The organism is Pseudomonas sp. 2957 (assembly GCF_031456345.1).
Classification (GTDB): Bacteria; Pseudomonadota; Gammaproteobacteria; order Pseudomonadales; family Pseudomonadaceae; genus Aquipseudomonas; species Aquipseudomonas siliginis.
Map to the genome: position 1 here is coordinate 546640 of NZ_JAVDUL010000002.1, position 24771 is coordinate 571410.

At 59.8% G+C, this 24771-nt stretch carries 26 protein-coding genes; 13 read left to right on the plus strand and 13 right to left on the minus strand.

Going from position 1 to position 24771, the window contains the following annotated elements:
* Window position 1 precedes the first annotated feature (1 nt).
* A complete protein-coding gene (locus tag J2Y39_RS07910; RefSeq protein WP_310216487.1) occupies window positions 2-1708 on the minus strand; it encodes a ShlB/FhaC/HecB family hemolysin secretion/activation protein in 1707 nt (568 codons plus the stop codon).
* A gap of 223 nt (window positions 1709-1931) precedes the next feature.
* On the opposite strand from J2Y39_RS07910, the gene J2Y39_RS07915 reads away from it, so the two are divergent.
* Together J2Y39_RS07915 and J2Y39_RS07920 are read left to right on the plus strand one after the other, a co-directional pair.
* Window positions 1932-2750 (plus strand): alpha/beta fold hydrolase, encoded by an 819-nt coding sequence (locus J2Y39_RS07915; RefSeq protein WP_150741022.1) that lies wholly within the window; start codon window positions 1932-1934, stop codon window positions 2748-2750.
* A 115-nt stretch (window positions 2751-2865) separates the two neighbouring features.
* Window positions 2866-3489 carry a glutathione S-transferase family protein gene (locus J2Y39_RS07920; protein WP_150635062.1) on the plus strand — a complete coding sequence of 208 codons (624 nt, stop codon included), beginning with the start codon at window positions 2866-2868 and terminating at the stop codon, window positions 3487-3489.
* A 12-nt stretch (window positions 3490-3501) separates the two neighbouring features.
* Here the strand turns inward: J2Y39_RS07920 and ptrR are convergent, their stop codons facing one another.
* Window positions 3502-4380, minus strand: a complete 879-nt coding sequence (ptrR, locus tag J2Y39_RS07925) for a putrescine utilization regulator PtrR (RefSeq protein WP_038862196.1) — start codon at window positions 4378-4380, stop codon at window positions 3502-3504.
* A gap of 103 nt (window positions 4381-4483) precedes the next feature.
* Between ptrR and J2Y39_RS07930 the strand changes: the two genes are divergently transcribed.
* Window positions 4484-5875: an aldehyde dehydrogenase family protein gene (locus J2Y39_RS07930; RefSeq protein ID WP_310216493.1), complete on the plus strand. Its 1392-nt coding sequence runs from the start codon at window positions 4484-4486 to the stop codon at window positions 5873-5875.
* A gap of 252 nt (window positions 5876-6127) precedes the next feature.
* On the opposite strand, the gene J2Y39_RS07935 is transcribed toward J2Y39_RS07930, so the two are convergent.
* Entirely contained in the window at window positions 6128-7297 is a 1170-nt protein-coding gene (locus tag J2Y39_RS07935; protein ID WP_310216497.1) for a DUF1624 domain-containing protein, read from the minus strand.
* Window positions 7298-7467: 170 nt separating this feature from the next.
* On the opposite strand from J2Y39_RS07935, the gene J2Y39_RS07940 reads away from it, so the two are divergent.
* Window positions 7468-8064 (plus strand): paraquat-inducible protein A, encoded by a 597-nt coding sequence (locus tag J2Y39_RS07940; RefSeq protein ID WP_024013226.1) that lies wholly within the window; start codon window positions 7468-7470, stop codon window positions 8062-8064.
* Window positions 8061-8747, plus strand: a complete 687-nt coding sequence (locus tag J2Y39_RS07945; RefSeq protein WP_305380954.1) for a paraquat-inducible protein A — start codon at window positions 8061-8063, stop codon at window positions 8745-8747. Before J2Y39_RS07940 ends, J2Y39_RS07945 begins: the two co-directional genes overlap by 4 nt.
* On the opposite strand, the gene J2Y39_RS07950 is transcribed toward J2Y39_RS07945, so the two are convergent.
* Complete coding sequence (locus J2Y39_RS07950; RefSeq protein WP_310217338.1) at window positions 8680-11706, minus strand: FAD-binding and (Fe-S)-binding domain-containing protein; 3027 nt, start codon at window positions 11704-11706, stop codon at window positions 8680-8682. The two genes, J2Y39_RS07945 and J2Y39_RS07950, sit on opposite strands and share 68 nt — an antisense overlap.
* A 157-nt stretch (window positions 11707-11863) precedes the next feature.
* On the opposite strand from J2Y39_RS07950, the gene J2Y39_RS07955 reads away from it, so the two are divergent.
* Window positions 11864-12748 carry a LysR substrate-binding domain-containing protein gene (locus tag J2Y39_RS07955; RefSeq protein WP_236168672.1) on the plus strand — a complete coding sequence of 295 codons (885 nt, stop codon included), beginning with the start codon at window positions 11864-11866 and terminating at the stop codon, window positions 12746-12748.
* A gap of 102 nt (window positions 12749-12850) precedes the next feature.
* Here J2Y39_RS07955 and J2Y39_RS07960 read toward each other — a convergent pair whose 3' ends face one another.
* Together J2Y39_RS07960 and J2Y39_RS07965 are read right to left on the minus strand one after the other, a co-directional pair.
* On the minus strand, window positions 12851-14125 hold the full coding sequence (locus J2Y39_RS07960; protein ID WP_252886361.1) for a glucarate dehydratase family protein: 1275 nt from the start codon (window positions 14123-14125) through the stop codon (window positions 12851-12853).
* Window positions 14126-14155: 30 nt separating this feature from the next.
* The gene (locus tag J2Y39_RS07965; RefSeq protein WP_041480776.1) at window positions 14156-15523 is read right to left on the minus strand and encodes an MFS transporter; all 1368 of its coding nucleotides are present in this window, start codon (window positions 15521-15523) and stop codon (window positions 14156-14158) included.
* Window positions 15524-15642: 119 nt separating this feature from the next.
* On the opposite strand from J2Y39_RS07965, the gene J2Y39_RS07970 reads away from it, so the two are divergent.
* Complete coding sequence (locus tag J2Y39_RS07970) at window positions 15643-16542, plus strand: LysR family transcriptional regulator (protein WP_056789291.1); 900 nt, start codon at window positions 15643-15645, stop codon at window positions 16540-16542.
* 104 nt (window positions 16543-16646) lie between these two features.
* Here J2Y39_RS07970 and J2Y39_RS07975 read toward each other — a convergent pair whose 3' ends face one another.
* A complete protein-coding gene (locus J2Y39_RS07975) occupies window positions 16647-17291 on the minus strand; it encodes a DUF6338 family protein (protein WP_310216505.1) in 645 nt (214 codons plus the stop codon).
* A gap of 189 nt (window positions 17292-17480) precedes the next feature.
* A complete protein-coding gene (locus tag J2Y39_RS07980) occupies window positions 17481-17816 on the minus strand; it encodes a hypothetical protein (protein WP_150635055.1) in 336 nt (111 codons plus the stop codon).
* Window positions 17817-18000: 184 nt separating this feature from the next.
* On the opposite strand from J2Y39_RS07980, the gene J2Y39_RS07985 reads away from it, so the two are divergent.
* Window positions 18001-18240, plus strand: coding sequence for a hypothetical protein (locus J2Y39_RS07985; RefSeq protein WP_041480783.1), 240 nt, complete (start codon window positions 18001-18003; stop codon window positions 18238-18240).
* A gap of 64 nt (window positions 18241-18304) precedes the next feature.
* Here J2Y39_RS07985 and J2Y39_RS07990 read toward each other — a convergent pair whose 3' ends face one another.
* Window positions 18305-18502 carry a DUF2188 domain-containing protein gene (locus J2Y39_RS07990; protein WP_310216509.1) on the minus strand — a complete coding sequence of 66 codons (198 nt, stop codon included), beginning with the start codon at window positions 18500-18502 and terminating at the stop codon, window positions 18305-18307.
* A 218-nt stretch (window positions 18503-18720) separates the two neighbouring features.
* Between J2Y39_RS07990 and J2Y39_RS07995 the strand changes: the two genes are divergently transcribed.
* Window positions 18721-19083 (plus strand): NUDIX hydrolase, encoded by a 363-nt coding sequence (locus J2Y39_RS07995; RefSeq protein WP_256810114.1) that lies wholly within the window; start codon window positions 18721-18723, stop codon window positions 19081-19083.
* A 3-nt stretch (window positions 19084-19086) separates the two neighbouring features.
* Here J2Y39_RS07995 and J2Y39_RS08000 read toward each other — a convergent pair whose 3' ends face one another.
* Together J2Y39_RS08000 and J2Y39_RS08005 are read right to left on the minus strand one after the other, a co-directional pair.
* Window positions 19087-19329 carry a DUF1652 domain-containing protein gene (locus J2Y39_RS08000; protein ID WP_310216512.1) on the minus strand — a complete coding sequence of 81 codons (243 nt, stop codon included), beginning with the start codon at window positions 19327-19329 and terminating at the stop codon, window positions 19087-19089.
* Between the two features lie 105 nt (window positions 19330-19434).
* The gene (locus J2Y39_RS08005; RefSeq protein ID WP_310216515.1) at window positions 19435-20334 is read right to left on the minus strand and encodes a polysaccharide deacetylase family protein; all 900 of its coding nucleotides are present in this window, start codon (window positions 20332-20334) and stop codon (window positions 19435-19437) included.
* Window positions 20335-20532: 198 nt separating this feature from the next.
* Here J2Y39_RS08005 and J2Y39_RS08010 point away from each other — a divergent pair, with 198 nt between their 5' ends.
* Window positions 20533-21213, plus strand: a complete 681-nt coding sequence (locus tag J2Y39_RS08010; protein ID WP_256810067.1) for an SOS response-associated peptidase — start codon at window positions 20533-20535, stop codon at window positions 21211-21213.
* 263 nt (window positions 21214-21476) lie between these two features.
* Window positions 21477-21749 (plus strand): hypothetical protein, encoded by a 273-nt coding sequence (locus J2Y39_RS08015; protein WP_041480791.1) that lies wholly within the window; start codon window positions 21477-21479, stop codon window positions 21747-21749.
* Window positions 21750-21793: 44 nt separating this feature from the next.
* Here J2Y39_RS08015 and J2Y39_RS08020 read toward each other — a convergent pair whose 3' ends face one another.
* Window positions 21794-21937 carry a hypothetical protein gene (locus tag J2Y39_RS08020; RefSeq protein ID WP_164488351.1) on the minus strand — a complete coding sequence of 48 codons (144 nt, stop codon included), beginning with the start codon at window positions 21935-21937 and terminating at the stop codon, window positions 21794-21796.
* 129 nt (window positions 21938-22066) lie between these two features.
* Between J2Y39_RS08020 and J2Y39_RS08025 the strand changes: the two genes are divergently transcribed.
* Entirely contained in the window at window positions 22067-22453 is a 387-nt protein-coding gene (locus J2Y39_RS08025; RefSeq protein WP_041480792.1) for a DUF2784 domain-containing protein, read from the plus strand.
* Here the strand turns inward: J2Y39_RS08025 and J2Y39_RS08030 are convergent.
* A complete protein-coding gene (locus J2Y39_RS08030; RefSeq protein ID WP_310216520.1) occupies window positions 22450-22977 on the minus strand; it encodes a DUF3087 domain-containing protein in 528 nt (175 codons plus the stop codon). The two genes, J2Y39_RS08025 and J2Y39_RS08030, sit on opposite strands and share 4 nt — an antisense overlap.
* Window positions 22978-23199: 222 nt before the next feature.
* Here J2Y39_RS08030 and ppnN point away from each other — a divergent pair, with 222 nt between their 5' ends.
* Window positions 23200-24573 (plus strand): nucleotide 5'-monophosphate nucleosidase PpnN, encoded by a 1374-nt coding sequence (ppnN, locus tag J2Y39_RS08035; RefSeq protein WP_056789275.1) that lies wholly within the window; start codon window positions 23200-23202, stop codon window positions 24571-24573.
* Window positions 24574-24771: the final 198 nt, after the last annotated feature.

A 24771-nucleotide genomic window follows, 5' to 3' on the forward strand; every position in this document is an offset into this window, starting at 1 on the left:
ATTAAATGAAGAAATCCAGGCGGAAATAAATCGGCGCTTCGCGCTCGGTCAGCGCGTCCGGTCGTTCCAGGGAATGGGCGAAAGTCACGCTGGCGGCCACATGCTGACCACGTGCGAACAACTCCAGCGAGTTGCTCGACATGCGCCCGTGCTGGTCGCCGTTGTAGCGATCGCCGCGAATTACGCCCTGGTCGTATCCGAGGCTGGTGCCGTATTCGGCGAACACCGGTTGCAGCCATTCGGCCGTCACCGGGCGGCTCCAGCGCAGGTCGTTGCGCCAGTAGCCACCACTGTCGCCGGACAGCGATTGATCCTTGTAGCCGCGGATCGACGCCGAGCCGCCGAGGCTGGTGCGCTGTGGGCTGAACAGCACATCTTCGCTGCGCTGGCCGGTCATCAGGCTGCTGAAGCTGAAGGATTCACCGAGCAATTTGAACGGCTGCAAATAGCTCAGGGTTGCGGTGTATTTGCGGTAGCGTGCGTCCGGTTCGCCGGGGCCGGGATCGTGACTGCCCTGCGCATCGAAAGCACCAATGCCCTCCTGCACGCCAGCATCGAAGTTGACGAACGCGCTGCCGACACGACGGCCGTGGTTGAAGCCGAATTGCGCTTCGCTGATGCGATTGCTGCTCAGTTTGAGTTTGCTGTCTTCGATGAAGTTGTTGCTGCGCAGGTACGAAAGTCCCGCACTGAGGGAGGTCTTGCTGACCGCGTCGCGATGGATCACGCGCTCGGCGCGCAGTTGATGGTTTTCGCTGTCGCCGGTCTGCTTGAAGTTGTAGCCGTTGGCGGCGATCTGCGAGCGGTACTCGCTCTGGCTGTAGGTGTAACTGAACGTCCACCAGCCCCACGGCAGACTGTAATTGAGCATGGCGTTGTTGGAGGTGTGCTGGTGATCGGTCATCGCATCGTGACCGCCGCGCAGGCTCAATTGGTCGGCGAGGCCCAGCGGGCTGTCCCAATCGAACGATGTGCCCCACTGCTGCTCGCCGGTGCTGCGCTGGCCGTCGTTGCTGCGCGACAGGCCGGCACGCCACGGCTTCTGCGGCGTGTTGGTGACGCGCACTTCACTGCCGCCCACATTCTGCCCCGGCGCCAGCTCCATTTTGGCCTGGTTGGACGGCAGGCGATTGAGCTGGTCGACCATCTGCTCGATCTCGCGCAGGTTGACCAGTTCACCGCTTTTGCCGGGAAAGGCCATGGCCAGTTCGCGATCCGAGAGCTGGCTGTTTTCTGCGCCTTTCATGCCTTCGAGTTTGCCTTCGACCACGAGCACTTTCAGGTGTCCGGCGGACAGATCCTGTTGCGGCAGATAAGCGCGGCTGGTGACCAGACCTTTTTCGATGTAGTGATCGGTGATGACTTTGAGCAGCTCGTTGAGCTGCGGCACGCCGAGGCATTCGCCGATATAGGGTTTGAGCAGACGCGCCTTGTCGCGCTCCGAGAGGCTGTCGGCGCCCTTGAGCTCGATGTCCTTGATGGTGAAGCAGCGCGTATCGGCGGGTGCTGTCAGTTGCGCCGGTTTGGCGTCTTTGCCGGGCAGATCCTTGAGTTCTTCGAGGCGCCGCTGCTGCTCTTCGAGCAAACGGTTCTGACGTTCGCGGATCAGGTCGGTTTCACCGGGAGTGGGCGCGGCCCAGGCAGATTCAAGCGGAGAGAGGCAGAGCAGCGCCAGGCACAACCGCGCCGTGAAGGCGGGTGAAAACATGTTCGATCCCTCGACACAAAAAGTGACATCAAAATAGTGGCGCGATATTAGAGGGCCATCATTTTGACGTCAAACTTAAGTTTGTTCCGCTCATCGGGATTTGCCGCGCTTTCATACGGGTGAAACCAGCACCTGCGTACAAGTGGCGGGCGCGTTTTGCGCGGATAGTGGCCGTTGCCCATTCGGCATCTATTCTTGCCACACACGATCACAAGGAGTTTGCATGAGCACCTTCAAAACCCAAGACGGCACCGAGATCTATTACAAGGACTGGGGCAGCGGCAAGCCCGTGCTGTTCAGCCACGGCTGGCCGCTGGATGCCGACATGTGGGAATACCAGATGGAGTACCTGAGCAGTCGCGGCTATCGCACCATCGCCTTCGACCGCCGTGGTTTCGGTCGCTCGGAGCAGCCGTGGACCGGTTATGACTACGACACCTTCGCCGATGACATCGCTGGCCTGATCAACCATTTGGACCTGCGCGACGTAACCCTGGTCGGCTTCTCCATGGGTGGCGGCGACGTCAGCCGCTACATCGCCCGCCACGGCAGCGAGCGCGTTGCCGGCCTGGTATTACTCGGTGCGGTCACGCCGCTGTTCGGCAAGAAAGCCGACTTCGCCGATGGCGTCGACAAATCGGTGTTCGACGGCATCAAGGCTGGCCTGCTGAAAGATCGCGCGCAGTTCATCGCCGACTTCAACGCGCCGTTCTACGGCACCAATCAGGGCCAGAAAGTCTCTGACGGCGTGCTCACGCAAACCCTGAACATCGCGCTGCTGGCGTCGCTCAAAGGCACCGTCGACTGCGTGACCGCGTTCTCGGAAACCGACTTCCGCCCGGACATGGCCAAGATCGATGTGCCGACGCTGGTGATCCATGGCGACGGCGACCAGATCGTGCCATTCGAAACCACCGGCAAGCAGGCCGCCGCACAAATCAAGGGCGCTGAGTTGAAGGTCTACGCGGGCGCGCCGCACGGGTTTGCCGTGACCCATGCGCAGGCGTTGAATGAGGATCTGCTGGCGTTCCTCAACCGGTAATCCCGCACGGCACACGCCGTAGTCAGATGCTGATGAACCAAGGCCCGCGCGATGCGGGCCTTGTGTTTTACGCTATGGTATTTTTCTGCGTCCACTACCCGGAGAAGGAAATCCCATGCTGCGACTACTCGGCAAAGCCTCATCGATCAACGTGCGCAAAGTGCTGTGGACCTGTGCCGAACTGGACATCCCGTTCGAGCGCGAAGACTGGGGTTCGGGTTTCAAGTCGCCGAACACGCCGGAGTTTCTCGCGCTCAATCCCTGCGCCATGGTGCCGGTGATTCAGGACGGCGATTTCACCTTGTGGGAATCAAACACGATCATTCGTTATCTGGCGACGCGTTACGGCGGCGCGCATTTGTATCCCGCTGAGCCTGTTGCCCGGGCGCGGGTCGATCAGTGGACCGACTGGCAGGCCTCGGAGCTGAATCGCTCGTGGTCGTATCCGCTGATGGCGCTGGTGCGCAAGTCGCCGGACTATCAGGATCGCAATGCCCTGGCCGCCGGCTGCCGGGACTGGACGCGCAACATGCAAATCCTCGATCGCCAACTGGAGAAGACCGGCGCTTACGTCAGTGGCGAGCAATTTTCCCTGGCGGACATCCCGATCGGGCTGTCAGTGAATCGCTGGTTCGAAACGCCGCTCGATCACGGAGATCTGGCTGCGGTGCGCGCCTATTACGATCGCTTGAATCAGCGCGACGGTTATCGTTTGTACGGGCGCAACGGCACGCCATAAAGACACGCTCGATCAGGCTTGCTCACGCACCACGCCCCGCTCTTCAAGCAAGCGCACGAACATGCTCAGACTGCGCGACACCGTGCCCCGGCGCCACACCAGCCAGGTGGTCAGATAGCGGAAGTCCGCCGTCAGCGGCCAGACGCTGACCGTCGCGCTGCCGGGCATGCTTTGCAGCATTTTGCGCGGCATCAGTGCCAGGCCGGCACCGGCGCTGACGCAGGCGAGCATGCCGTGGTAGGACTCCATTTCGAAGATCTTGCCCGGTACGGCAGCGTCAGTGCTGAACCATTTTTCGAAATGATGCCGGTAAGAACAGTTGGAACGGAAGGCGTAGATGTTTTCGCCATTCACGTCCGCCGCACGCTCGACCGGTGAATGATTGAGCGGCGCGATGATGACCATTTCCTCCTCGAACGCCGGCACCCCTTCCAGCGCCGGATGCAGCACCGGGCCGTCGACGAATGCAGCGGCGAGCCGCCCGGACAGCACGCCGTCGATCATCGTCCCCGATGGCCCGGTGGACAGGTCAAGGTCGACCTTCGGGTGTTGCTGGTTGTACGCCGCCAGCAGTTCGGGAATACGCACCGCTGCGGTACTTTCCAGCGAACCCAAGGGGAACGCGCCCTGGGGTTCCTCCCCCGCCACCGTGGCTCGGGCTTCCTGCACCAAATCGAGAATGCGCCGCGTGTATTCGAGAAAACTCCACCCGGCCGGCGACAGGCGCAATCGGCTTTTCTCACGGATGAACAGATCGACGCCGAGATCCTGCTCAAGCTGCTTGATCCGCGTAGTCAGGTTCGACGGCACGCGGTGGATCTGCGTGGCGGCGGCGCTGATGCTGCCGTGCTCGGCCACGGCCTTGAAGATTTCCAGTTGCACCAGATCCAAAGTCATTCTCCAATCGTGAAAGAAACGCTCTTTATTATTCAGTTTCCAGAAAACTAACGCCATCCTACTCTAGGCCCATCCGACGAACCTACAGGACAACGTCATGAGCCAGATTTCCAGCCAGACCCACGCCATCTCGATCAACCCCGCCACCGGCGAGCAGATCGGTGACTACGCGTTTGAATCCGCCGCTGCCCTTGATGCGGCACTGACTCGCGCTGCATTCGCTTTCGGCAAGTGGAAGCGCAAGCCGCTGCAGGATCGTTCGCGCCTGTTGACCGCCCTCGCCGGCGCGCTGCGTGAAACCTCAGAAGCGATGGCAACCATGATCACCCAGGAAATGGGCAAGCCGATCGCCCAGGCCCGTGGCGAAATCGAGAAATGCGCCAAGCTCTGCGAGTGGTACGCCGAACACGGCCCAGCCATGCTCGACGCCGAGGCGACTCAGGTGGAAGGCGGCAAGGCGCGCATCGAGTACCGCCCGCTGGGGCCGATTCTGGCAGTGATGCCGTGGAATTTCCCGATCTGGCAAGTGCTGCGCGGCGCGGTGCCGACGCTGATTGCCGGCAACACCTACGTACTGAAGCACGCGCCGAACGTGATGGGCAGCGCTTACCTGCTGCGCGATGCGTTTGTTCGCGCCGGTTTCCCCGAGGGCGTGTTTGAAGTGATCAACGTGACCCCGGAAGGCGTTTCCACCGCCATCGCCGATTCGCGCATCGCCGCTGTGACGCTGACCGGCAGCGTCCGCGCCGGTATGGCCATCGGCGCTCAGGCCGGTGCGGCATTGAAGAAATGCGTGCTGGAACTCGGCGGCTCCGATCCGTTCATCGTGCTCAACGATGCTGATCTGGATGAGGCGGTGCACGCGGCGGTGGTCGGTCGTTATCAGAATTCCGGCCAGGTCTGCGCGGCTGCCAAACGTCTGATCATCGAACAAGGTGTGGTCGAGGAATTCACCCGCAAGTTCGTTGAAGCGACACGCCAGTTGAAAATGGGCGATCCGCTGAACGCCGACACTTACATCGGGCCGATGGCGCGGTTCGATCTGCGTGATGAACTGGATCAGCAAGTGCGCGACACGTTGGAGGAAGGCGCGACGCTGTTGCTGGGGGGCGGCAAGGTTGAGGGTTCGGGCAACTACTATGAGCCGACGGTACTGGCCGATGTCACCGACCGCATGACCTCGTTCAAGCAAGAGCTGTTCGGCCCGGTCGCTTCGATCATCACCGCCCGCGATTGCGCACACGCCGTGGCCTTGGCCAACGACAGCGATTTCGGCCTGACCGCGACTATCTACACCGCGAACGTGGCGCTGGCTGAGCAACTGACCAGTGAACTGGAAACCGGCGGCGTGTTCATCAACGGCTACTCCGCCAGCGATCCGCGTGTGACCTTCGGCGGCGTGAAAAAAAGCGGCTTCGGTCGTGAGCTGTCGCACTTTGGCGTACGGGAATTCTGCAACGCGCAGACCGTGTGGCTGGATCGTAAATAAGCCGGATGCTGTAAAACCTGTGGGAGCGAGCCTGCTCGCGAAAGCGGTGTATCAAGCGATGAAGATGCCGAATCCACCGGCGCCATCGCTGGCAAGCCAGCTCCCACAAATACTGCGGTGGAAACTGATACAGCAAACACCATAGAACCCTGTGGGAGCTGGCTTGCCAGCGATGGCGGTGCATCAGCCAGCATTTATACCGGCTAATTCACCGCTTTCGTGAGCAAGCTCACTCCCACAAGTCCACGCAATTTAAAGATATTTCAACCAGCTGATGTCCCGGCGCCGCGCTTTCAATGCAGAGAACCAGCGCACTGCCGGGAACAGCACCACGGCAAGAATCACTGCCGCCAGCCACACCGCCGTCACCGTCGAAAAGCCGAAATAGCTGCCCTGATTCAGGCCGAACAGCGCCACGCCGATCAGGTACAACACCTTCAACACATACAAATGCAGCAGATAGAAAAACATCGGTGCCGAACCGAACACCGTCAGCCAGCCAATCCAGCGGCGACTCTGCACGCGCTCAAAGGCGAGCAACAGCAACAGCCCCACGCTCACAGTCAGCGCGATGAACAGCAGCGACGGCGGATATTTGGTGATGTTGAAAAAACTCATCAGTGTCTGCACCAGCGAATCGTTGATCGCCCACGGTTTTTCGCCGTAGCCGTTAATCAAGCGCAGCACCATAAATCCCAGCAATCCAGCGACCCCGGCAATCAGCAAACGACGCTGACGCACCGCCGCGTCCATGCCCCGAGCAAACCACGGCCCCAGCGCATAGCCCAGGCCGATTACACCAATCCACGGCAGCAGCGGGTACGAGGTGCGCAGGCGCAGGGTGTCGCTGATCTCGATCCAGCCTCGATCATGCAGAATCGCCCAAGGCACATGCAGCGCCGACTCGACCGGGAAATGCAGCGTATCAAGCAAGTTGTGCCCGGCGATGATCGCCAGGCTCAGCGTCAGCAGCAGCGCACGTGGCAACCAGACCAGCAGCGCCAGCGCGATCATGCTCAGGCCGATCGCCCAGATCACTTGCAGGTAGATCACGCTGGGCGGCAACTGGAAGGTCCAGGCGAAGTTGACCAAGGTGAACTCCAGCGCCACGAGGAACAATCCGCGCTTGAACAGAAACACGCTGACATCGGCTTTGCCGGCGTATTTTTCGCCGTAGAGCCATGCCGACAAACCGGTCAGCAAGACGAACACTGGCGCACACAGATGCGCCAGAGTGCGGCTGAAAAACAGCGCCGGCTCGGTGCTGGCGATGTCCATCGGATCGGAGACCTGGCGGTGCAGCAGGAAGGTTTCGCGCACGTGATCGAGCAGCATGAACAGGATCACCAGGCCTCGGAGCGCATCAATGGACAGCAGCCGGCCAGTCGTCAATGGGGCAGAACGGGGAAGCACAGGGGTCATGGATCTTTCGCAATCGAGAGGAATAACACCGGACGGCCGCAACGCCGCCCGCAAATTTCGCGTTACCTTATAACATCAGAATAACAAAACCCAAACATCCAGCATCGAAGTTGCCCATCAGCGCCAGCCTTCTATAGTGAACAGATCCGCCCTGCCCTTGAGCGTTGTCCATGGTCAACACCGAACACCTGATCATCTGCGAGCACTGTGATTGTGTGTACGAGAAAGTCGTGCTCGCCAAACACCAGAAAACCCTGTGCGTGCGCTGCGGTGGCGTGCTGCAGCGCTTCAACGGCCTGACCATCGAGCAGCGTCTGGCACTGACGTTCACGGCGGCGATGCTGTGGCTGTTTGCCAATTTCTACCCGGTGATGAGCATCAGCCTCAAAGGCATGAAAAACAGCGCAACCCTGTGGGATTCGGTGCTCGCGCTGAGCCAGGGGCCGATCACCTTTATTGCGATGGTCGCAGCGATTGCGATCATCATCGCCCCGGCATTTCAGTTGGTGTTGTTGATCTGGGTGTTGAGTTTTGCCCTCGGCCTGCGCCGGGCACCGGGGTTCAATCTGTGCATGCGCTGGCTGGAAACCCTGCGCCCGTGGAGCATGCTCGAAGTGTGTCTGCTGGGGGCGATGGTCGCCGTGTTCAAACTTGCCGGCCTGCTCGATGTGCTGCCCGGGATCGGCCTGTTTGCCCTGGCGGTGCTGAGCCTGATGATGATCCGCATTGCCGGCCGGGACATACGCGAACTGTGGGACATTTTATGAAGCGTCCACCGACCGCCAGCGAACTCAACCTGTGCCTGTGCCACAGCTGTGGCCTGGCCTGTGACATGACCGACGAGCCACACCAGTGCCCGCGCTGTGATGCGCCGCTGCATCGGCGCAAGACCAATTCGCTGGCGCGCACCTGGGCGTACATGCTCGCCGCGCTGGCGTTTTATGTTCCCGCCAATCTGCTGCCGGTGATGAATACGGTGATGCTCGGCAACGGCGCCGACAGCACGATCATGAGCGGCGTGCTGGAGTTCTGGGAGGCAGGAGCGTGGGACATCGCCCTGATCATTTTCATCGCCAGCATCGCGGTGCCGGGGGTCAAATTCGTCGCCCTGACCTTGCTGCTCGTCACCGTGCAGCGCAACAGCGACTGGGCGCGCAAGGAGCGTTCCAAGCTGTATCGCTTCGTCGAGCTGATCGGTTACTGGTCGATGCTCGATGTGCTGGTGGTCGCGCTGGTCGCGGCGCTGGTGAAATTCCAGGCGCTGGGCGATATCGAGCCACGACCGGGCATCCTGTTCTTCGGCCTGGTCGTGGTCTTCACCATGCTCGCGGCGATGAGTTTCGACCCGCGCCTGATCTGGGACAAGGACACCAGCGACACGGTCAGCGACGCAGCGTCTGGAGCAGCACCTGCAACGGATGGCGCAGCGCCTGATCCGACTGGCGCTTGACCTGGCTGCGGCAGGAATAGCCGGTCGCCAACGCCTCGCCCTGCTCCGCCGAAGCCTGCACCTGACGCGCCCACGATTGCTCATAAATGACTGCCGAGGTCTGGCGATTACGTGCTTCGTGGCCGTAGGTACCGGACATGCCGCAGCAACCGGTGGCTTGGTTGGCCAGCTTCAGTCCGGCACGTTCGAAGACCTGTTCCCACTGGCGGGTCGCGGCCGGCGCGTTGGTTTTCTCCGTGCAATGGGCGAGCAGACGGAACGCTTTCGGCTGAGCATCAGGCGTCCGTTCTGGCATGACCTTGAGCAACCATTCCTGCACCAGCGCCACTTCAGGACATTCATTCAGGCCCGGTACTTTCAGGTATTCCTGGCGATAGACCAGAGTCATCGCCGGATCCAGCCCCAGCAAGGGCACCCCGGTCTGCGCCAGCGCCTGCAACTGCTCAGCATTACGCAACGCCGCGCGATTGAACGCCGAGAGAAAGCCCTGCACATGCAGCGGTTTGCCATTGGCGCTGAATGGCGCGAGATAGGCCTGATAACCCAGGCGTGAAATCAGCTCGACCAGATCAGCCAGCAGCGGCGCTTCGAAGTAGCGGGTGAAGGCGTCCTGCACGATAACCACGCTGCGTTCGCGTTGCTCTGGGGTCAGCGCCGACAGCGTTGCAACCGTTGCTGGCTGCACCTGCCAACGGCGCATCGCTGCGTGGAAATCGAAACGGCTGAGCAACGGCACATCGACCATGCCACCGATCCGCGCCAGTGCGCCACGCACCCAGCCAGCGCCCATCAGACCGTTGTACAGCGCCGGAATCCGCGCCATGTACGGAACGGTGTATTCCAGCGAAGCAATCAGGTAATCCCGTGCCGGCCGCAGATAACGACTGTGATACAGCTCGAGAAAACGCGAGCGGAATTCCGGCACGTTGACCTTCACCGGGCACTGCCCCGCGCAGGATTTGCAGGCCAGGCAACCGGCCATGGCGTCATACACTTCATGGGAGAAGTCCGCCGACGGATCGCGGCTGTTGCGCCAGCGCTGCCACAGCGTGGGGAAAAACGCCGGTTTGCGAATCGCATCCGAGAGCACGTCGACGCCCGCCTCGCCCTGCAACCGTAGCCATTCGCGAATCAGCGAAGCGCGGCCCTTGGGCGACTGCGCGCGTTCGCGGGTGGCTTTCCACGACGGGCACATCGCGTCATCGGGATCGAAGTTGTAGCACGCGCCGTTGCCATTGCAGTGCATGGCCGCGCCGTAGCTTTGCCAGACTTTCTCGTCAATCTGCCGATCCAGCTCGCCGCGCAGGGTCACTTCGTCGATCTTCAGCAGTGCCGATCCGCTGTTGGCCGGCGTGGCGATTTTGCCCGGATTGAACTGGTTGAATGGGTCGAACGCGGCTTTCAAGGCTTGCAGTGCCGGGTACAACTCGCCGAAGAATGCCGGCGCGTATTCCGAACGCAGGCCCTTGCCATGCTCGCCCCAGAGCAGGCCGCCGTAGCGCTGGGTCAAAGCGGCGACGCCATCGGACACCGGGCGTACCAGCGCCGCTTGCTGCGGGTCTTTCATGTCGAGGATCGGCCGCACGTGCAGTACGCCGGCGTCGACATGGCCGAACATGCCGTACTGCAAACCGTGGCTGTCGAGCAGGTCGCGCAGCTCGGCGATGTATTCGGCCAAATGCTGCGGCGGCACTGCGGTGTCTTCAACGAACGGCTGCGGGCGGGCTTCGCCGGCGACATTGCCGAGCAGGCCCACCGCCCGTTTGCGCATGCCATAGACCTTGTTCACCGCTGCCTGACCGATCGCCAGCGTATGGCCCAGGCGCTCCACCGTGCGGTCGCGTTGCAGATGTTCGAGGAACGCTTCGACGCGACGCTGCAAATCTTCGGGATCGTCACCGCAGAACTCGACCAGGTTGATGCCCAGAGTCGGCCGCTCAGCATTTTCCGGAAAATATTCGGCAACGCCGTGCCAGACGATGTCCTGCATCGCCAGCAGCAAAACCTTGGAATCGACGGTTTCGATCGACAACGGCTTGAGCGCCATCAACGCCCGTGCATCGCGCAAGGCATCCATGAACCCGGCGTAGCGGATATTCACCAGCATCGTGTGCTTGGGAATCGGCAGCACGTTGAGCCGCGCTTCGACGACGAAGCCCAGCGAGCCCTCAGCGCCGCAGAGCACGCTGTTGAGGTTGAAGCGCTGATCGGCCTCACGCAGGTGCGCCAGGTCATAACCGGTCAGGCAGCGGTTGAGATCGGGGAAGCGTGCCTTGATCAGCTCGCCCTGTTCATCAATGATCTGCCGCGCACAACGATAGACTTCGCCGACCCGGTCGTCACGGGCGCACTGCGCTGCAAGCTCATCCTCGGTCAGCGGCAGACCGCGCAAACGCTCGCCGCCGCGCAGGATCATCTCCAGTTCCAGCACATGGTCGCGGGTCTTGCCGTAGGTGCAACTGCCTTGGCCACTGGCGTCGGTATTGATCATGCCGCCGACCGTGGCGCGATTGGAGGTCGACAGTTCCGGGGCGAAGAACAGCCCGGCGGATTTCAACGCGGCGTTGAGCTGATCCTTGACCACCCCGGCCTGCACCCGCACCCAGCGCTGTTCAACGTTGATTTCCAGAATGCGGTTCATGTGCCGCGACAGGTCTACAACGATGCCGTCCGTCAGCGATTGGCCATTGGTACCGGTGCCACCGCCACGCGGGGTGATCACCACTTTCTCGTACGCCGGTTCGGCAATCAGCCGTGCGACACGTGCCACATCGTCCGCATCCAGCGGAAACACAGCGGCTTGCGGCAGGCGCTGATAGATCGAGTTGTCGGTCGCGAGCACCACACGGCTGGCGTAATCGGCGCTGATTTCCCCGCGAAAACCGCTGATTTTCAGGGCGGCGAGGAATTGTTGGTAATCGCCGGTCAAGGCTTTGGCGGGCGACAGCTGGGCAATCATCGGTCGGGTTATCTCGGTCAAATCGGGCTGTGTGGCGGTGGACAGTTGTGCGCAACGAATGATTGCGTCAGGCTCCGCCATCTGATTGCGCCCATGTTCATTGCTGGCGAACCCAGGAACAAGCGTAATTTCGACCCGCTATCGATGAGTTTTACGAATGAATCCGCGCACCCTCACACCGTCCATGTCGCTGCTGCTGGCTTTCGAGGCCGCCGCTCGACACGAGAGCTACACCCGCGCCGCCCATGAACTGTCACTGACGCAGAGCGCGGTCAGCCGCCAGGTACAGATTCTCGAGAAGATGCTCGGCATGCGCTTGTTCAGCCGCGAAGGCCGGCAGGTGGTGCTGACGGATGTCGGGCGCATGTATCAGCGCGAACTCAGCGAAGCCCTCGGGCAGATTCGCAGCGCAACCTTGCAGGCAATGGCGTTTGGTTCGGGCATCCACAGCCTGCGCCTGGCGACGCTGCCGACCTTCGGCTCGAAATGGCTGCTGCCACGGTTGAAGGATTTCTACACGGCGCACCCGGGCATGACCGTGCACCTGCACTCGCGGATCGAAACCATCGACTTCGATACCAGCGAAATCGACGCGGCGATCTGCGTCGGCGGCGGTGAATGGCCAGGCCTGACCGCCCTGCCCCTGCACACCGAAGAACTGGTGGCCATTGCCAGCGCGCAGTTGTCGGCAACGGAACGCGAGGAGGCCGAACGGCACATTGCCGGGCAGTTGCTGCTCAACGTCAGCAGCAATGCCCAGGCATGGGCGGAATGGTTCAGCCATCACCAACTTGCGCATCGCAGCATGCGGATCGGACCGAGCTTTGAAATGACCTCGCACTTGATCCAGGCGGTACGCGCCAATATCGGTGTTGGCCTGGTGCCGCGAATTCTGGTCGAAGACGAATTGCTCAAGGGCGAATTGCTGCAACTGGGCGAGCCGATTACCAGCCGACGCAGCTATTACCTGGTGTACCCGCCGCGTAATGAGAATCTGCCTTCGTTGAAGGCATTCAGGGATTGGCTGATTGATACCCTCTGAAGGATCGAGTCGCGGCCATTCGCGAGCAGGCTCGCTCCCACAGGGAAACGTATGTCAAGTGTGGGAGCGAGCCTGCTCGCGAAGAAGCCAGTCGCAACGAACTTAAAACCTCGGCTTGACCGCCCGCCAATCCGCCTTGTACCGCTGCATCTGCCGCACATCATCCCTCTGGCGAATCCCGCACGTCAGGTACTGGTCATGCAGCTTGGCCAGTTGCTCATGGTCCAGTTCCAGCCCCAACCCCGGCGCACGGCTGATCTTCACACAGCCATCGACAATCGGCAGCTTGCCGCCCTTGATCACTTCCTCGTCCGGCTCCTGCCACGGGTAATGGGTGTCGCAGGCGTAATCCAGATTCGGCACCGCCGCCGCGACGTGCGCCATGGCCATCAGGCTGATGCCCAGGTGCGAGTTGGAATGCATCGACACGCCGAGGCCAAACACATCGCACATTTTCGCCAGCGTCTGCGTATCCCGCAGGCCACCCCAGTAATGGTGGTCGGCGAGGACGATTTGCACGCTGTTCTGCGCAACGCTGCGGCGGAACTCGTCGAAATCGGTAACGACCATATTGGTCGCCAAGGGCAGACCGGTGCGCTTGTGCAGTTCGGCCATGCCATCAAGGCCCGGGGTCGGGTCTTCGTAATACTGCAGATCATCGCCGAGCAGTTCGGCCATGCGAATCGCTGTCCCCAGCGACCAGTTGCCGTTCGGATCGATGCGCAGCGGAAAACCCGGAAAGGCTTTCTTCAGTGCCTTGATGCATGCCACCTCATGCTCCGGCGGCAAGGTGCCGGCCTTGAGCTTGATGCTCTTGAAACCGTACGCCTCGATCATCCGCGCTGCCTGCGCGACGATCTGTTGCTCGCTCAGGGCTTCGCCCCAGTTATCTGGCTTGTAGGGGGAGTCGATATGTTCGGCGTATTTGAAAAACAGGTAGGCGCTGAACGGCACTTCATCGCGGATCGCGCCGCCGAGCAGGTCCACCAGCGGCACGTTCAGGTAGTGCGCCTGCAAATCGAGAAACGCCACTTCGAATGCCGAGTAGGCATTGCTCACCGCTTTGCTGGCGTGGGAACCGGGGGCCAGTTCGGCACCAGCGACGCCGGCGGGTTTATTCGCCGCCACGGTGGCCTGCACGATCGCGCGCAATTGATTGAGGTTGAACGGATCGAGGCCGATCAACTGGCTCTGCAATTGTTGCTGGATCGCCAGCGCCGGGGCATCGCCGTAGCTTTCGCCGAGGCCGATGTAGCCGTTGTCACTTTCAATCTCGATGATCGAGCGCAGAGCAAAGGGTTCGTGGATGCCGCTGGCGTTGAGCAGTGGCGGATCGCGAAAGGCAATCGGGGTGACGCTGACACGGGTGATTTTCAAGATAACGCTCCTGACAGATCAACAATCGATTCAGTGGCTCGCAGCCGGACGAGCCGGCGCCACAACGGCGGCTTCGTCACTTGGCTTTGCCGGGGTTTTATCTTTGGCGCCAGGCGCCGTGCGGGCGAAGAAGATCACCACGGCAGCGATCAGCGATGTCGCCGCCAGGCCATAGAGGCCGCCCTCGATGGAGCCGGTGGTTTGTTCGAGAATGCCGAACGCGGTCGGCGCGACGAAGCCGCCAAGGTTGCCGATGGAGTTGATCAGCGCGATCACCGCCGCAGCGATGCGCGCGTCCAGATAGCTTTGCGGAATCGGCCAGAACAGCGCCGACGCTGCTTTGAAACCGATAGCGGCGAAGCAGATGGCGACGAAGGCAAACACCGGCCCGCCAGTGGTCGACATGAACATGCCGATGGCGGCGATCACCAGGGTCAGCGCGACCCAGGCCTGCTGGAATTTCCACTTGCCGGCCAGCGCCGCGAAGCCGTACATGGCGACAATCGAAATGATCCACGGAATGGAGTTGAGCAGCCCGACCTGGAAATCACCGAGGTTGCCCATCTTCTTGATCATGCTCGGTAGCCAGAAGGTTGCGCCGTAGATGGTCAGGGCAATGGAAAAGTAGATGAAGCAGAACAGCGCGATCTGCCGGTCGGCCAACAGCTTGAACATCGACGGCTTGGCGACTTGTACCGCTTCGCGAGCGCGCTGCTCCTCGGCAATCGCCGCGACCAGCGCTTCACGCTCCTCCTCGCTCAGCCACTTGGCTTGGCGCGGGTGCGATTGCAGCCAGAACCAGACGAAAGCACACAGCACCACCGACGCTGCGCCTTCGATCAGAAACATCCACTGCCAGCCGTGCATGCCCAATCCGCTGATATGCAACAGCGCACCGGACACCGGGCCGGAAATGACCGAGGCAATCGCCGAGCCGCTGAGAAACACCGCCATGGTTTTGCCGCGCTCGGACGCTGGCAGCCACTGGGTGAAGTAGTAAATGATCCCCGGGAAGAACCCGGCCTCAGCCGCGCCAAGAATAAAGCGCAGTACGTAGAAGCTGGTTTCGCCCTGAACAAACGCCATGGCCATGGCTGCGGCACCCCAGGTGAACATGATCCGCGTCAGCCAGACCCGTGCGCCGTAGCGCTGCAACAGCATGTTCGACGGCACTTCGAACAGTGCGTAACCGATGAAAAACAATCCGGCGCCAAGTCCATAAGCCGCTGCGCCAATACCCAGATCGGTCTCCAGATGACTGCGCACGAAACCGATATTGACCCGGTCGATGTAGTTGACGATGAACATCACCACGAACAGCGGCAGTACGTGGCGTTTGACCTTGGCGGCGGCGCGAGCGAGCACCGTGATGTCCGGCGGACTCTGGAGGGTTTTCAAGGGGCGACTCCCGATCTTGTTTTTTTAGGGATGACTTGAAGCAATGAGCCGATCATGGACGTCGCGCATTGATCCCGTCTAATCTAAACAGGCATTCGATTGATACCCGGATTAGATCAATGTTCGAACTCACCCAACTGCGCTGCTTTACCACGGTCGCCACCGAACTCAACTTCCGCCGCGCCGCCGAGCGTCTGAACATGACGCAGCCGCCGCTGAGCCGGCAGATCCAGTTGCTGGAGCATCACCTTGGCGTCGAGCTGTTCACCCGCAGCACACGCAGCGTTGCGCTGACGGCGGCAGGCCGGGCATTTTTCGTTGAAGCGCAGAATCTGCTGGAGCGCGCCCAGCAAGCAGCGATCACCGCACGCCGGTTTGCCGAGGGCGATATTGGTTCGGTAAACATCGCGTTTGTCGGCAGCGCGGTGTATGAGTTTCTGCCCAAGGTGATCGCCGAAGCGCGACTTAAACAGCCCCAGGTGAAAATCGATCTGGCAGAGATGAACACCTATCAACAGCACGAGGCGTTGCGAGCTCGCCGTATCGACCTGGGCATCGCCCGAGCGCCATTGCAGGAACCGGGTTATGCCACCGAATGCCTGGTGCGCGAACCATTTGTGCTGGCAGTGCCCAGCGGGCACAAGTTGGCAAACGCGACTGAAGTGTCTGTCGCCGATCTGGATAAACAACCGTTCCTGATGTACTCCCATGAAGCCTATCCGCCGTTCAACGAACTGTTGACCGGCACGCTACGCTCAGCGCGGGTGGCGCCGGATTACGTGCAGTGGCTGGGCTCGTCGCTGACGATTCTGGCGCTGGTCAACGCTGGCATGGGTCTGGCGCTGGTACCGCGTTGCGCTACCAGCGTGGTGTTCAGGAATGTGGTGTTTCGCGAGATCGATCTGGGCGAAGGGGTGCAAAGCGAACTGCATCTGATCTGGCGGGAGAACAATGACAACCCGGCGTTCGCGATGTTGCTGGAGGCGATTCGCCGGGCGGTGGTGCAGGGTTGGGGCTGAAGAAGTTTATCGTCTAGACCGTGGTTTCAGAGGCGGCGGCGCACTGGGTCCCTTGATCAAGGGCACGTCGAGCATTTTTCCGTCCGGCCCGACAAAGAGTCGCTCTAAATGCTTTGGCATGGGTTGTGGTGCTCTGGCAGTTGGCATGTTGATCCCTCTGATACTGGGCTGAACTCGACCCATTTGACTTTCGCGGAATCTATCAACAAAAACTCCGCGCCAATAGATGCAGGTTGGCCATCATCCGTGAGCCAACGCGGATATTTCATGACGAACTGACCATTTGATGATTCCCGTGGCCACTCGACCGGCCAGCCAAATACGCGCCTTTCGTCGCTTAAATGCAGGGTTATAAAGCGCTCATGTTGGGCAAAGGCGCAGAACCATTCACTGGGGAAAGAAGATTGTTTCGTGACGTTTCGCTTACGTAACCAGCCGTGCAACTTGTCACTCGTAGCCAGGTAACAGGCAAACAAACCCAGCATCAGCGAAAACACAAATGCCCAGAGCGTTTGCGCCCGATCATCCCAGTTTCCTAATGAAAAACCCTTCGAGCCAATCCACAAACAGAGGTTGCCCACCGCCAACACCGCGCCCTGAATCACAAAAGTAAATATCAGCGCCTGCACGATCTGGCCGAACGTATCCGGTCGCTTGAATGCCGTAAGTGAATAGAAGATCCAGGTCGATACAAAACCTGGGATTAGATACTGCAACAGCGGAATGATGTCCTTGACCAGATCATCCATGATCCGAGGCTCCTTTCAGTCATGCCGAACCCGTCACGGGCCGACATTCAAAGCCTAGTCAAGGATTCGGCAGCGCCTCGCGGGCAACTGTCACAGCTCATTGCGAGCGTTTGGCTGGAGTCTCCATCCGATGAAAAAAGGCAGACATCGAACTTCGGTGTCTGCCTTTTTTGAGATCCGGGCGCCCGGTTACAGGCAATCACGCACCGATTGGCGCAGCGATCCGGACTTGGCCCACGGCGGCCCCTGGTAGAGGGACACCTTGCTGCCGTCCTTGTATTTGACGATATCGAGAATCTCATCCGCCGTGATAATGCTCGGCGCGGTAATCCGGTAGCCGTTGGAAATCGACGTCTGCGAGGTCCTGGCAACATCCTTCTGCCACAACGGTAACAAACACGCAGCATATTCCTTGGGTGGCTTGTCACTGGTCTTGCTGAGGTTTGGCTCGCCCGGCACCAGCGACGCCGGTAACGAGCACCCCGTCAACAGAGCAAGTGCCAGACTGCCGATCCATACGCGCATGTTGTTTACCTGTGCGGAAAAAAGCTGAATGTACCGTTTAACTGCTTGCACATCCATCGTGGCAACCCGCCGTTACCGGCGTTTGGACAATTTTTCACATCGGTTCAGCCGGGCGTCAGATGACTTGGCCGCATCCGGGAAAATGCGACTACTCTTTTCTACCGAGAACGTTCAGGAGGTGATCATGCGGCTCAATGAATACGAACACGAACTTCAACGGGATTTGCAAAGCGTGGCGTCGGACCTGAGATGGTCGGCGGTCGATCTCAAGCGCATCGCTGAACAACTGCGTAAATCCGGCAACGAGGCAGACGCCCAGACCGTGTTGCGGTCGTGCGAAATCCTGCAAAGCGACGAAGAGAGATTGCAGATCTATGCCAAGGAGGTAAAAGCCCGGACCATCAGCCGAATCAAGGTGCACTGACAAGCGTTCCAAAGCCACAAATAAGAGGCCCCGGTCAAGACCGGGGCTCTTTCGTTACACAGCCTCAACCGCCATTGTGGCTTTGACCCTGCCGGGAGCGCTTTTTGTAACCGGGAAGCGCCGCCGCATAGGCCATCGCTTCCTCCCTGCTGGTGAATGACGCCAATCGGTCGCCCTGGGTGCAGACCCGCCACGGGCCGCTGTTCACACTGAGCACATCGTAACCATTCATGTGCAGCTTGTTCAGCATTGGAATGCTCATAAGCACCTCCCTTTTGCCAACAGTGTTTTCGGTGTACGGGCTTACCTTACACCCGCTCCCCGCTGCGGTGTGAACCGGATTCACCCTGGCACCTGTCAATTCACTGGCACTTTTTGCTATGTAAATGGCTCCGAATCAAGAAGGAACCTTTAAAACCGCCTGCGGCTCGAATATTGCAGTTTGATTACCGATTTATGACAAGCATCAACAGGGCAATCATGAAAGTACGCGCCACCGTCATTTGCGAACAGGATCGCCATATCCTCCTGGTCCGCAAACCCCGCCATCACTGGTCATTGCCCGGCGGCAAGGTCGAACCCGGGGAAACCCGTGCGGCGGCAGCCGTGCGCGAGTTGCAGGAGGAAACCGGGCTCAATGCTGATGAAGTCCTGTACTTGATGGATCTGCAGGCAGGCAGTACGCGACATCATGTTTATGAGGCTTCGGTGATCAATATCGACGATGTGCGCCCTCAGAACGAAATCGTCGATTGCATCTGGCATCCACTTGATGCCGTGCACAATCTTGAAACCAATGACGCGACACGGCGCATCGTGCAGGCCTTTCAACGGCGTTTATAACGATCAGCCGGCGAACGCCCGGCGACCGGCGCTGATTTCCGTGCGCAACTCACCGATGAAATTGGAAATATCGCGAATCGTCACCAGATGTTCGGGAGAAACGCCGTCAAGCAACAACTCGACACGCCCACTGCGCGGCTCATACACCTTGATCCGCAACAGACCTTGTCCGGTCGGTGTGCAATCACACTTGAACGTGGGGAAGCCTGACTCGACGATCCGGCAAATATCGGCAATGGCAAGCATGGGCGGGCGCCTCGCAGGCGGAGAATCGATCCATCGATCATAGACCCACGGTCTGTTAATTGCCCGCTCGGGAATGCCAAGCCGATCACAACTCACTCACGTCATTCAATGCGCATCATGATCCCAGATCCAGTTCCACATACCGGGCAGATTCACCGGCTCAGCGCTTTGCTGAACCGTACGCGCCAACGCGGCTTTTTCCATTGCGGCCTGATTGTCGTAGAACGGCTTGTCCGCCAGTCTGACCCCGGTCGCCGCCGCGCTATCGAGCAGAATCTGCAGATATTCGCGAGTGTGGCGCGCGGTGTAGCGATTGAGATCATGGAACGTCACCACGACCGGAATCACGCCATCCACGGTCGGCAATTGACCCACCGCGATGCGCTCGCGCACTTCCGATAACTGCCGCAGCATGTTCGCCCGACGCCGAGGGCTGGCGTTGAAGCCCCAGATCTTGCCGTCGTTGGCACTCAGGTCCGTGAGCAAGACGTGCAAGCCGTGTTTTTGATAGGCCGCAAATGTGCGCTTGTCGTAGTTCCAGAACGGTGGGCGCAACAGCTTGGGCGGCGCTCCGGTGATGGCGGCAATGTCAGCGCTGCCATCGGTCAGCGATTGCTCCAGCTCTTGCGGATCGAGCGAGCGATGGTTGGTGTGCCAGTGGGTTGCGGTGTGAAAGGCGAGAATATGCCCCTCGGCGTGTTCACGACGCATCAGGCTGCGACCGATCTCGCTGTTGCCTGCTCTGGGTGCTCGGGTCTGCACGAAAAACACGGCTTTGATGTTTGCCTGCAGCGGATTGCTTTTGAGGCTGTCGAGCACCGTCGCCGTGGGATTCCACCATCCTGAAGCGCTGGGGCCATCGTCAAACGTCAGCAGAAAACGTACGGGGACCTGAGCCTTCAGGCGCGTTTCGGTTTGCGTGGTCATTTCAATCGGCGCGGCGATGCAACCGGCCAGACCGAGCGCGATGAGCGCAACACAAAGAAGTTTGCATCCGGATGTCATGTCTTGCCCCGAGGCCGCGGCCGTGGTGTTGTCGAATGGCAAACCTCCCTCGCCTTTGTCCATCCCTGCGCGGCTATCCGCGAGCGCAGGTTGGATAAGGTACACAGGGTTTGGTTCCGGTGCTGGTTTCAGTGCGTCATCGGCCAGGCACATCGGCATGTCCGACTAGACTCAAATTTCCTCAAGGAGATTTCAGCCATGTGCGGAAGACTCACGCAGTACCGTGGGATTCACGATTTCGTCGCGGTGCTCAGCATCCCCGATGCGTTGATCAATCACGTTGGCGATGCGCCGCTCAATCGCTACAACGCAGCGCCCACCACTGCGCTGGCGGTTCTGCACCAGCACGAACAGGCCATTCATGCCGACAATCTGCGCTGGGGCTGGCGGCCGCATTGGGCCAAGGATCGTGCCGCGCCCATCAACGCACGGGTGGAAAAAGTCGCCCATGGCGCGTTCTTCCGGGCGATCTGGCGGCAGCGGCTAATTGTGCCGGTCGACAACTGGTTTGAATGGGTTGATACCGGGGAAAAATCCCGACAGCCCTGGTTGATTCGTCGGGCGGATCAGGCTCCGGTTTTCTGTGCTGGTATCGGCCAGTTTCCGGCACCGGGGGTTGTGCCGAGGGAGGACGACGGGTTCGTCATCATCACCGCTGACAGCCTGGGCGGCCTGCTCGATATTCACGACCGCCGCCCAGTGGTCTTCGATTCGACGCGGGCTCGGGAATGGCTTGATCCGGCTACGCCGCTGGAACGCGCCGAGCAGATGCTGCTGTTTGAAGGCGAGCCCAGTGAGGCCTTCGAATGGTACAAAGTCGGCAAAGCGGTCGGTAATACGCGTAATCAAGGTGCGCAATTGATAGAACGAGTCGACTAAATAATTACTTCACTGCTGCGTTAATCAAGCGAGCCCGTCACTGAATCCCGCGCGTTACAAAAAGTGTTTCAACCGCGATACAACCCCCATAAAACAGCCGTTTGAGCGAATCAACCGCCTGTCAGACATTTCGACAGTCATACATACATTTCCCCGCGCTGCGGATAGCATGCGCGCCGCCTTTCCGATTGGTATACCAGTTGACCAAAGAGTCAAAGAAATCAGGAATCCATCAACAACTTTCAAGCCTTGCAGAGAAATAAGTGAGCGACGATTTTGCAATCAAACAGGTCAGCGGCCTGAAGTGTGTCCATCTGTCCAAGACAGAACGCCTGGAACTCGACTGTTTTATCGGCCATTACATCAAGACCCGAAACCTGCACAGCGTGCCCGATATCGAACGCACCCTGCGCAGCACCCTCGAGGGTTATCCCGGCCATCCGCCGGTGATGGTCAATGAGCTCAATGCGTGGATCGACCGAACGTTGGGGTATCGAGCGACCTACCCGGATTTCACGCAGCTGGAAGACTTCTGAAACGCGAAGAGCCCCGCTGATGCGGGGCTCTTCGTATGCGCTGTTCAAGGTTTCAGAGGACGCTCCTGGTCGCGGTCCGACAGCTCGCGGCTGTCATCATGCTTCCAGGTTTTTTCCTGCCTCTTCTGCTGCTCGATTTCTTCTTCCGTTGGCTCATCATCTTCCGCACGCGTTTGCTCAGTTGCCATGTGCACCTCACCTCAGAACAGTTGATGATCGTTAAAGGGTAGAACACTTTTGCGCGCCCAGATTCACCAACGCATTTTGTCCCGCGCGGCGTACCATAGCGCCATCTCCCCTTACGTCAGGAAGACGCCATGCTGTACCGAATCGCCGCCGACGGGCTGGTGCTGTTTCACTTGTGTTTCATCTTGTTCGTACTGTTCGGCGGGCTGCTGGTGCTGCGCTGGCCACGATTGATGTGGCTGCACTTGCCGGCGGCTGCCTGGGGCGTAGCGGTCGAGGTGCTGCACCTGACCTGTCCGTTGACCTACTGGGAAAATCTCATGCGCCACGCGGCCGGGCAGACCGAATACGCCGGCGGTTTCATTGAGCATTACATCTGGCCGATCATCTACCCCGCCGGTCTGACGCCGCAGATTCAACTGGCACTTGGCAGCGTGGTGCTGGCGGTCAACCTATTGGTGTACGCACGACTGCTGCGCTCGTGGAAACTGCGTCGCGCCCGGCGCATTCCGTTTTAACGCGAGGCGGGTTTCAACGTTTCCAGCCACTGCGGATCGAAGCGTGGCTGGTCAGGATCAAGGCCCAGCGCCTGCATCCGCGCCTTGTGCTGTGCGACTTCGTCACGCAGTTGTCCATGATCGCTGGAGTTGCCGTCCAGCTCATGCATTTGCAGCAGTCCCAAGTGGTAGAAACGCAACACCTTCATCGCCGTCGGATCGTTGTTCTGCGCCGCCGCTGTTACCTGATGCATCACATTGGTGATGCTCATCAGATTGCGCTTGAGGCGCCAGCTGTACACCGCCGGGGCCATCCAGGTCTGATGCCAGAAACGTCCGCGCAACAGCGCCGCCGTCAGCAGAAACGCCACGAATACGCCGCCGACATTGAAACGCAGGTTATCCCCGTCGGGTTCACCGAACACTGCCACCGCAACCGAGGAAAACAGCATGGCCAGCAGCAGAAACAGCACGGCGACGATAATCGTGCTGCGGCGGGTCTGCTGACGAAAGGTAGCGGGGTCCATCGGCTGAATCTCGAACATCGAAAATGACTTCCTTGAGTGGCAAAACGCGCAACGGAAAAAACTCGCCAGCGCATTATCGCATCGCACCGGGTTTTAGCTATGCTGGGGCTCCTTTTCATCTTTTCAAAGTCCAACGGGACATGGCGGTATAGCGCAGATCGTGCCATCTTCATTCATGGATACACACTATTCGGATGCCATCCGCTGCGTTGTGGATGACATCGTTTTAAGGATCACTGCATGACCCAACGACACGTAATCAATGCCTCGGTCAGCCCGAAAGGCAGTCTGGAAACCCTTTCTCAACGTGAAGTCCAGCAACTGAGCGAAGCCGGATCCGGCAGTACCTATACCCTCTTCCGCCAGTGCGCCCTGGCCATCCTCAACACCGGCGCGCATGTCGACAATGCCAAGACCATCCTCGAAGCCTACAAGGACTTCGAAATCCGTATTCACCAACAGGATCGCGGCGTACGCCTGGAGCTGCTGAACGCTCCGGCCGACGCGTTCGTCGACGGCGAGATGATCGCCAGCACCCGCGAAATGCTCTTCAGCGCCCTGCGCGACATCGTCTACACCGAGAACGAACTCGACAGCCAGCGCATCGACCTGAGCAATTCCCAAGGCATCAGCGACTACGTGTTCCACCTGCTGCGCAACGCGCGCACCCTGCGCCCGGGCGTCGAGCCGAAGATCGTGGTGTGCTGGGGCGGCCACTCGATCAATACCGAAGAATACAAATACACCAAGAAAGTCGGCCACGAACTGGGCCTGCGCAGCCTCGACATCTGCACTGGTTGCGGCCCTGGCGTGATGAAAGGTCCGATGAAGGGCGCGACCATTGCCCATGCCAAACAACGCATTCACGGCGGTCGCTACCTCGGCCTGACCGAGCCAGGCATCATCGCCGCCGAAGCGCCGAACCCGATCGTCAATGAGCTGGTGATCCTGCCGGACATCGAAAAACGTCTGGAAGCCTTCGTCCGTGTTGGCCACGGCATCATCATTTTCCCGGGCGGCGCCGGTACGGCCGAAGAGTTCCTGTACCTGCTCGGCATCCTGATGCACCCGGACAATGAAGGTCTGCCGTTCCCGGTGATCCTCACCGGGCCGAAGCATGCCGCGCCGTATCTGGAACAGCTGGATGCGTTTGTCATCGCGACCCTCGGCGAAGAAGCCAAACAGCATTACGAGATCATCATCGATGATCCGGCCGAAGTAGCGCGGCAGATGACTCAAGGCTTGAAAGCGGTGAAGCAGTTCCGCCGCGAGCGTAACGATGCGTTTCATTTCAACTGGCTGTTGAAGATCGATGAGGGCTTCCAGCGTCCGTTCGATCCGACCCACGAAAACATGGCCAACCTGAAACTGCACCGCGACCAGCCACCGCATGAACTGGCGGCCAATCTGCGTCGGGCGTTTTCCGGGATCGTCGCCGGTAACGTCAAGGACAAGGGCATTCGTCTGATCGAAGAGCACGGGCCGTATCAGATCCGTGGCGATGCGGCGATCATGCAGCCGCTTGATGCACTGCTCAAAGCCTTCGTCGCCCAGCACCGGATGAAACTTCCGGGTGGCGCGGCGTATGTGCCTTGCTACCGGGTAGTCGCATAATCTCAAGCCGTCACAAAAGCCCAATGTGGGAGCTGGCTTGCCAGCGATAGCGGTCTTTCATTCAACAGAGACGTTGAATCAGATGACGCTTTCGCGAGCAAGCTCGCTCCCACAGGATTTATGGTGTGCCGCAAATTGTAGTCACAACCTGAATCCCATTGTGGTAGCGAGCCTGCTCGCGAAGAGGCCCAAGAAAAA

Bases quoted from the DNA above. Each gene is read 5' to 3' on its own strand.
- J2Y39_RS07910 (WP_310216487.1), bottom strand. From the start codon at position 1,708: ATGTTTTCACCCGCCTTCACGGCGCGGTTGTGCCTGGCGCTGCTCTGC.
- J2Y39_RS07915 (WP_150741022.1), top strand. From the start codon at position 1,932: ATGAGCACCTTCAAAACCCAAGACGGCACCGAGATCTATTACAAGGAC.
- J2Y39_RS07920 (WP_150635062.1), top strand. From the start codon at position 2,866: ATGCTGCGACTACTCGGCAAAGCCTCATCGATCAACGTGCGCAAAGTG.
- J2Y39_RS07930 (WP_310216493.1), top strand. From the start codon at position 4,484: ATGAGCCAGATTTCCAGCCAGACCCACGCCATCTCGATCAACCCCGCC.
- J2Y39_RS07935 (WP_310216497.1), bottom strand. From the start codon at position 7,297: ATGACCCCTGTGCTTCCCCGTTCTGCCCCATTGACGACTGGCCGGCTG.
- J2Y39_RS07940 (WP_024013226.1), top strand. From the start codon at position 7,468: ATGGTCAACACCGAACACCTGATCATCTGCGAGCACTGTGATTGTGTG.
- J2Y39_RS07945 (WP_305380954.1), top strand. From the start codon at position 8,061: ATGAAGCGTCCACCGACCGCCAGCGAACTCAACCTGTGCCTGTGCCAC.
- J2Y39_RS07950 (WP_310217338.1), bottom strand. From the start codon at position 11,706: ATGATTGCCCAGCTGTCGCCCGCCAAAGCCTTGACCGGCGATTACCAA.
- J2Y39_RS07955 (WP_236168672.1), top strand. From the start codon at position 11,864: ATGAATCCGCGCACCCTCACACCGTCCATGTCGCTGCTGCTGGCTTTC.
- J2Y39_RS07970 (WP_056789291.1), top strand. From the start codon at position 15,643: ATGTTCGAACTCACCCAACTGCGCTGCTTTACCACGGTCGCCACCGAA.
- J2Y39_RS07975 (WP_310216505.1), bottom strand. From the start codon at position 17,291: ATGGATGATCTGGTCAAGGACATCATTCCGCTGTTGCAGTATCTAATC.
- J2Y39_RS07980 (WP_150635055.1), bottom strand. From the start codon at position 17,816: ATGCGCGTATGGATCGGCAGTCTGGCACTTGCTCTGTTGACGGGGTGC.
- J2Y39_RS07985 (WP_041480783.1), top strand. From the start codon at position 18,001: ATGCGGCTCAATGAATACGAACACGAACTTCAACGGGATTTGCAAAGC.
- J2Y39_RS07990 (WP_310216509.1), bottom strand. From the start codon at position 18,502: ATGAGCATTCCAATGCTGAACAAGCTGCACATGAATGGTTACGATGTG.
- J2Y39_RS07995 (WP_256810114.1), top strand. From the start codon at position 18,721: ATGAAAGTACGCGCCACCGTCATTTGCGAACAGGATCGCCATATCCTC.
- J2Y39_RS08000 (WP_310216512.1), bottom strand. From the start codon at position 19,329: ATGCTTGCCATTGCCGATATTTGCCGGATCGTCGAGTCAGGCTTCCCC.
- J2Y39_RS08005 (WP_310216515.1), bottom strand. From the start codon at position 20,334: ATGACATCCGGATGCAAACTTCTTTGTGTTGCGCTCATCGCGCTCGGT.
- J2Y39_RS08010 (WP_256810067.1), top strand. From the start codon at position 20,533: ATGTGCGGAAGACTCACGCAGTACCGTGGGATTCACGATTTCGTCGCG.
- J2Y39_RS08020 (WP_164488351.1), bottom strand. From the start codon at position 21,937: ATGGCAACTGAGCAAACGCGTGCGGAAGATGATGAGCCAACGGAAGAA.
- J2Y39_RS08025 (WP_041480792.1), top strand. From the start codon at position 22,067: ATGCTGTACCGAATCGCCGCCGACGGGCTGGTGCTGTTTCACTTGTGT.
- J2Y39_RS08030 (WP_310216520.1), bottom strand. From the start codon at position 22,977: ATGTTCGAGATTCAGCCGATGGACCCCGCTACCTTTCGTCAGCAGACC.
- ppnN (WP_056789275.1), top strand. From the start codon at position 23,200: ATGACCCAACGACACGTAATCAATGCCTCGGTCAGCCCGAAAGGCAGT.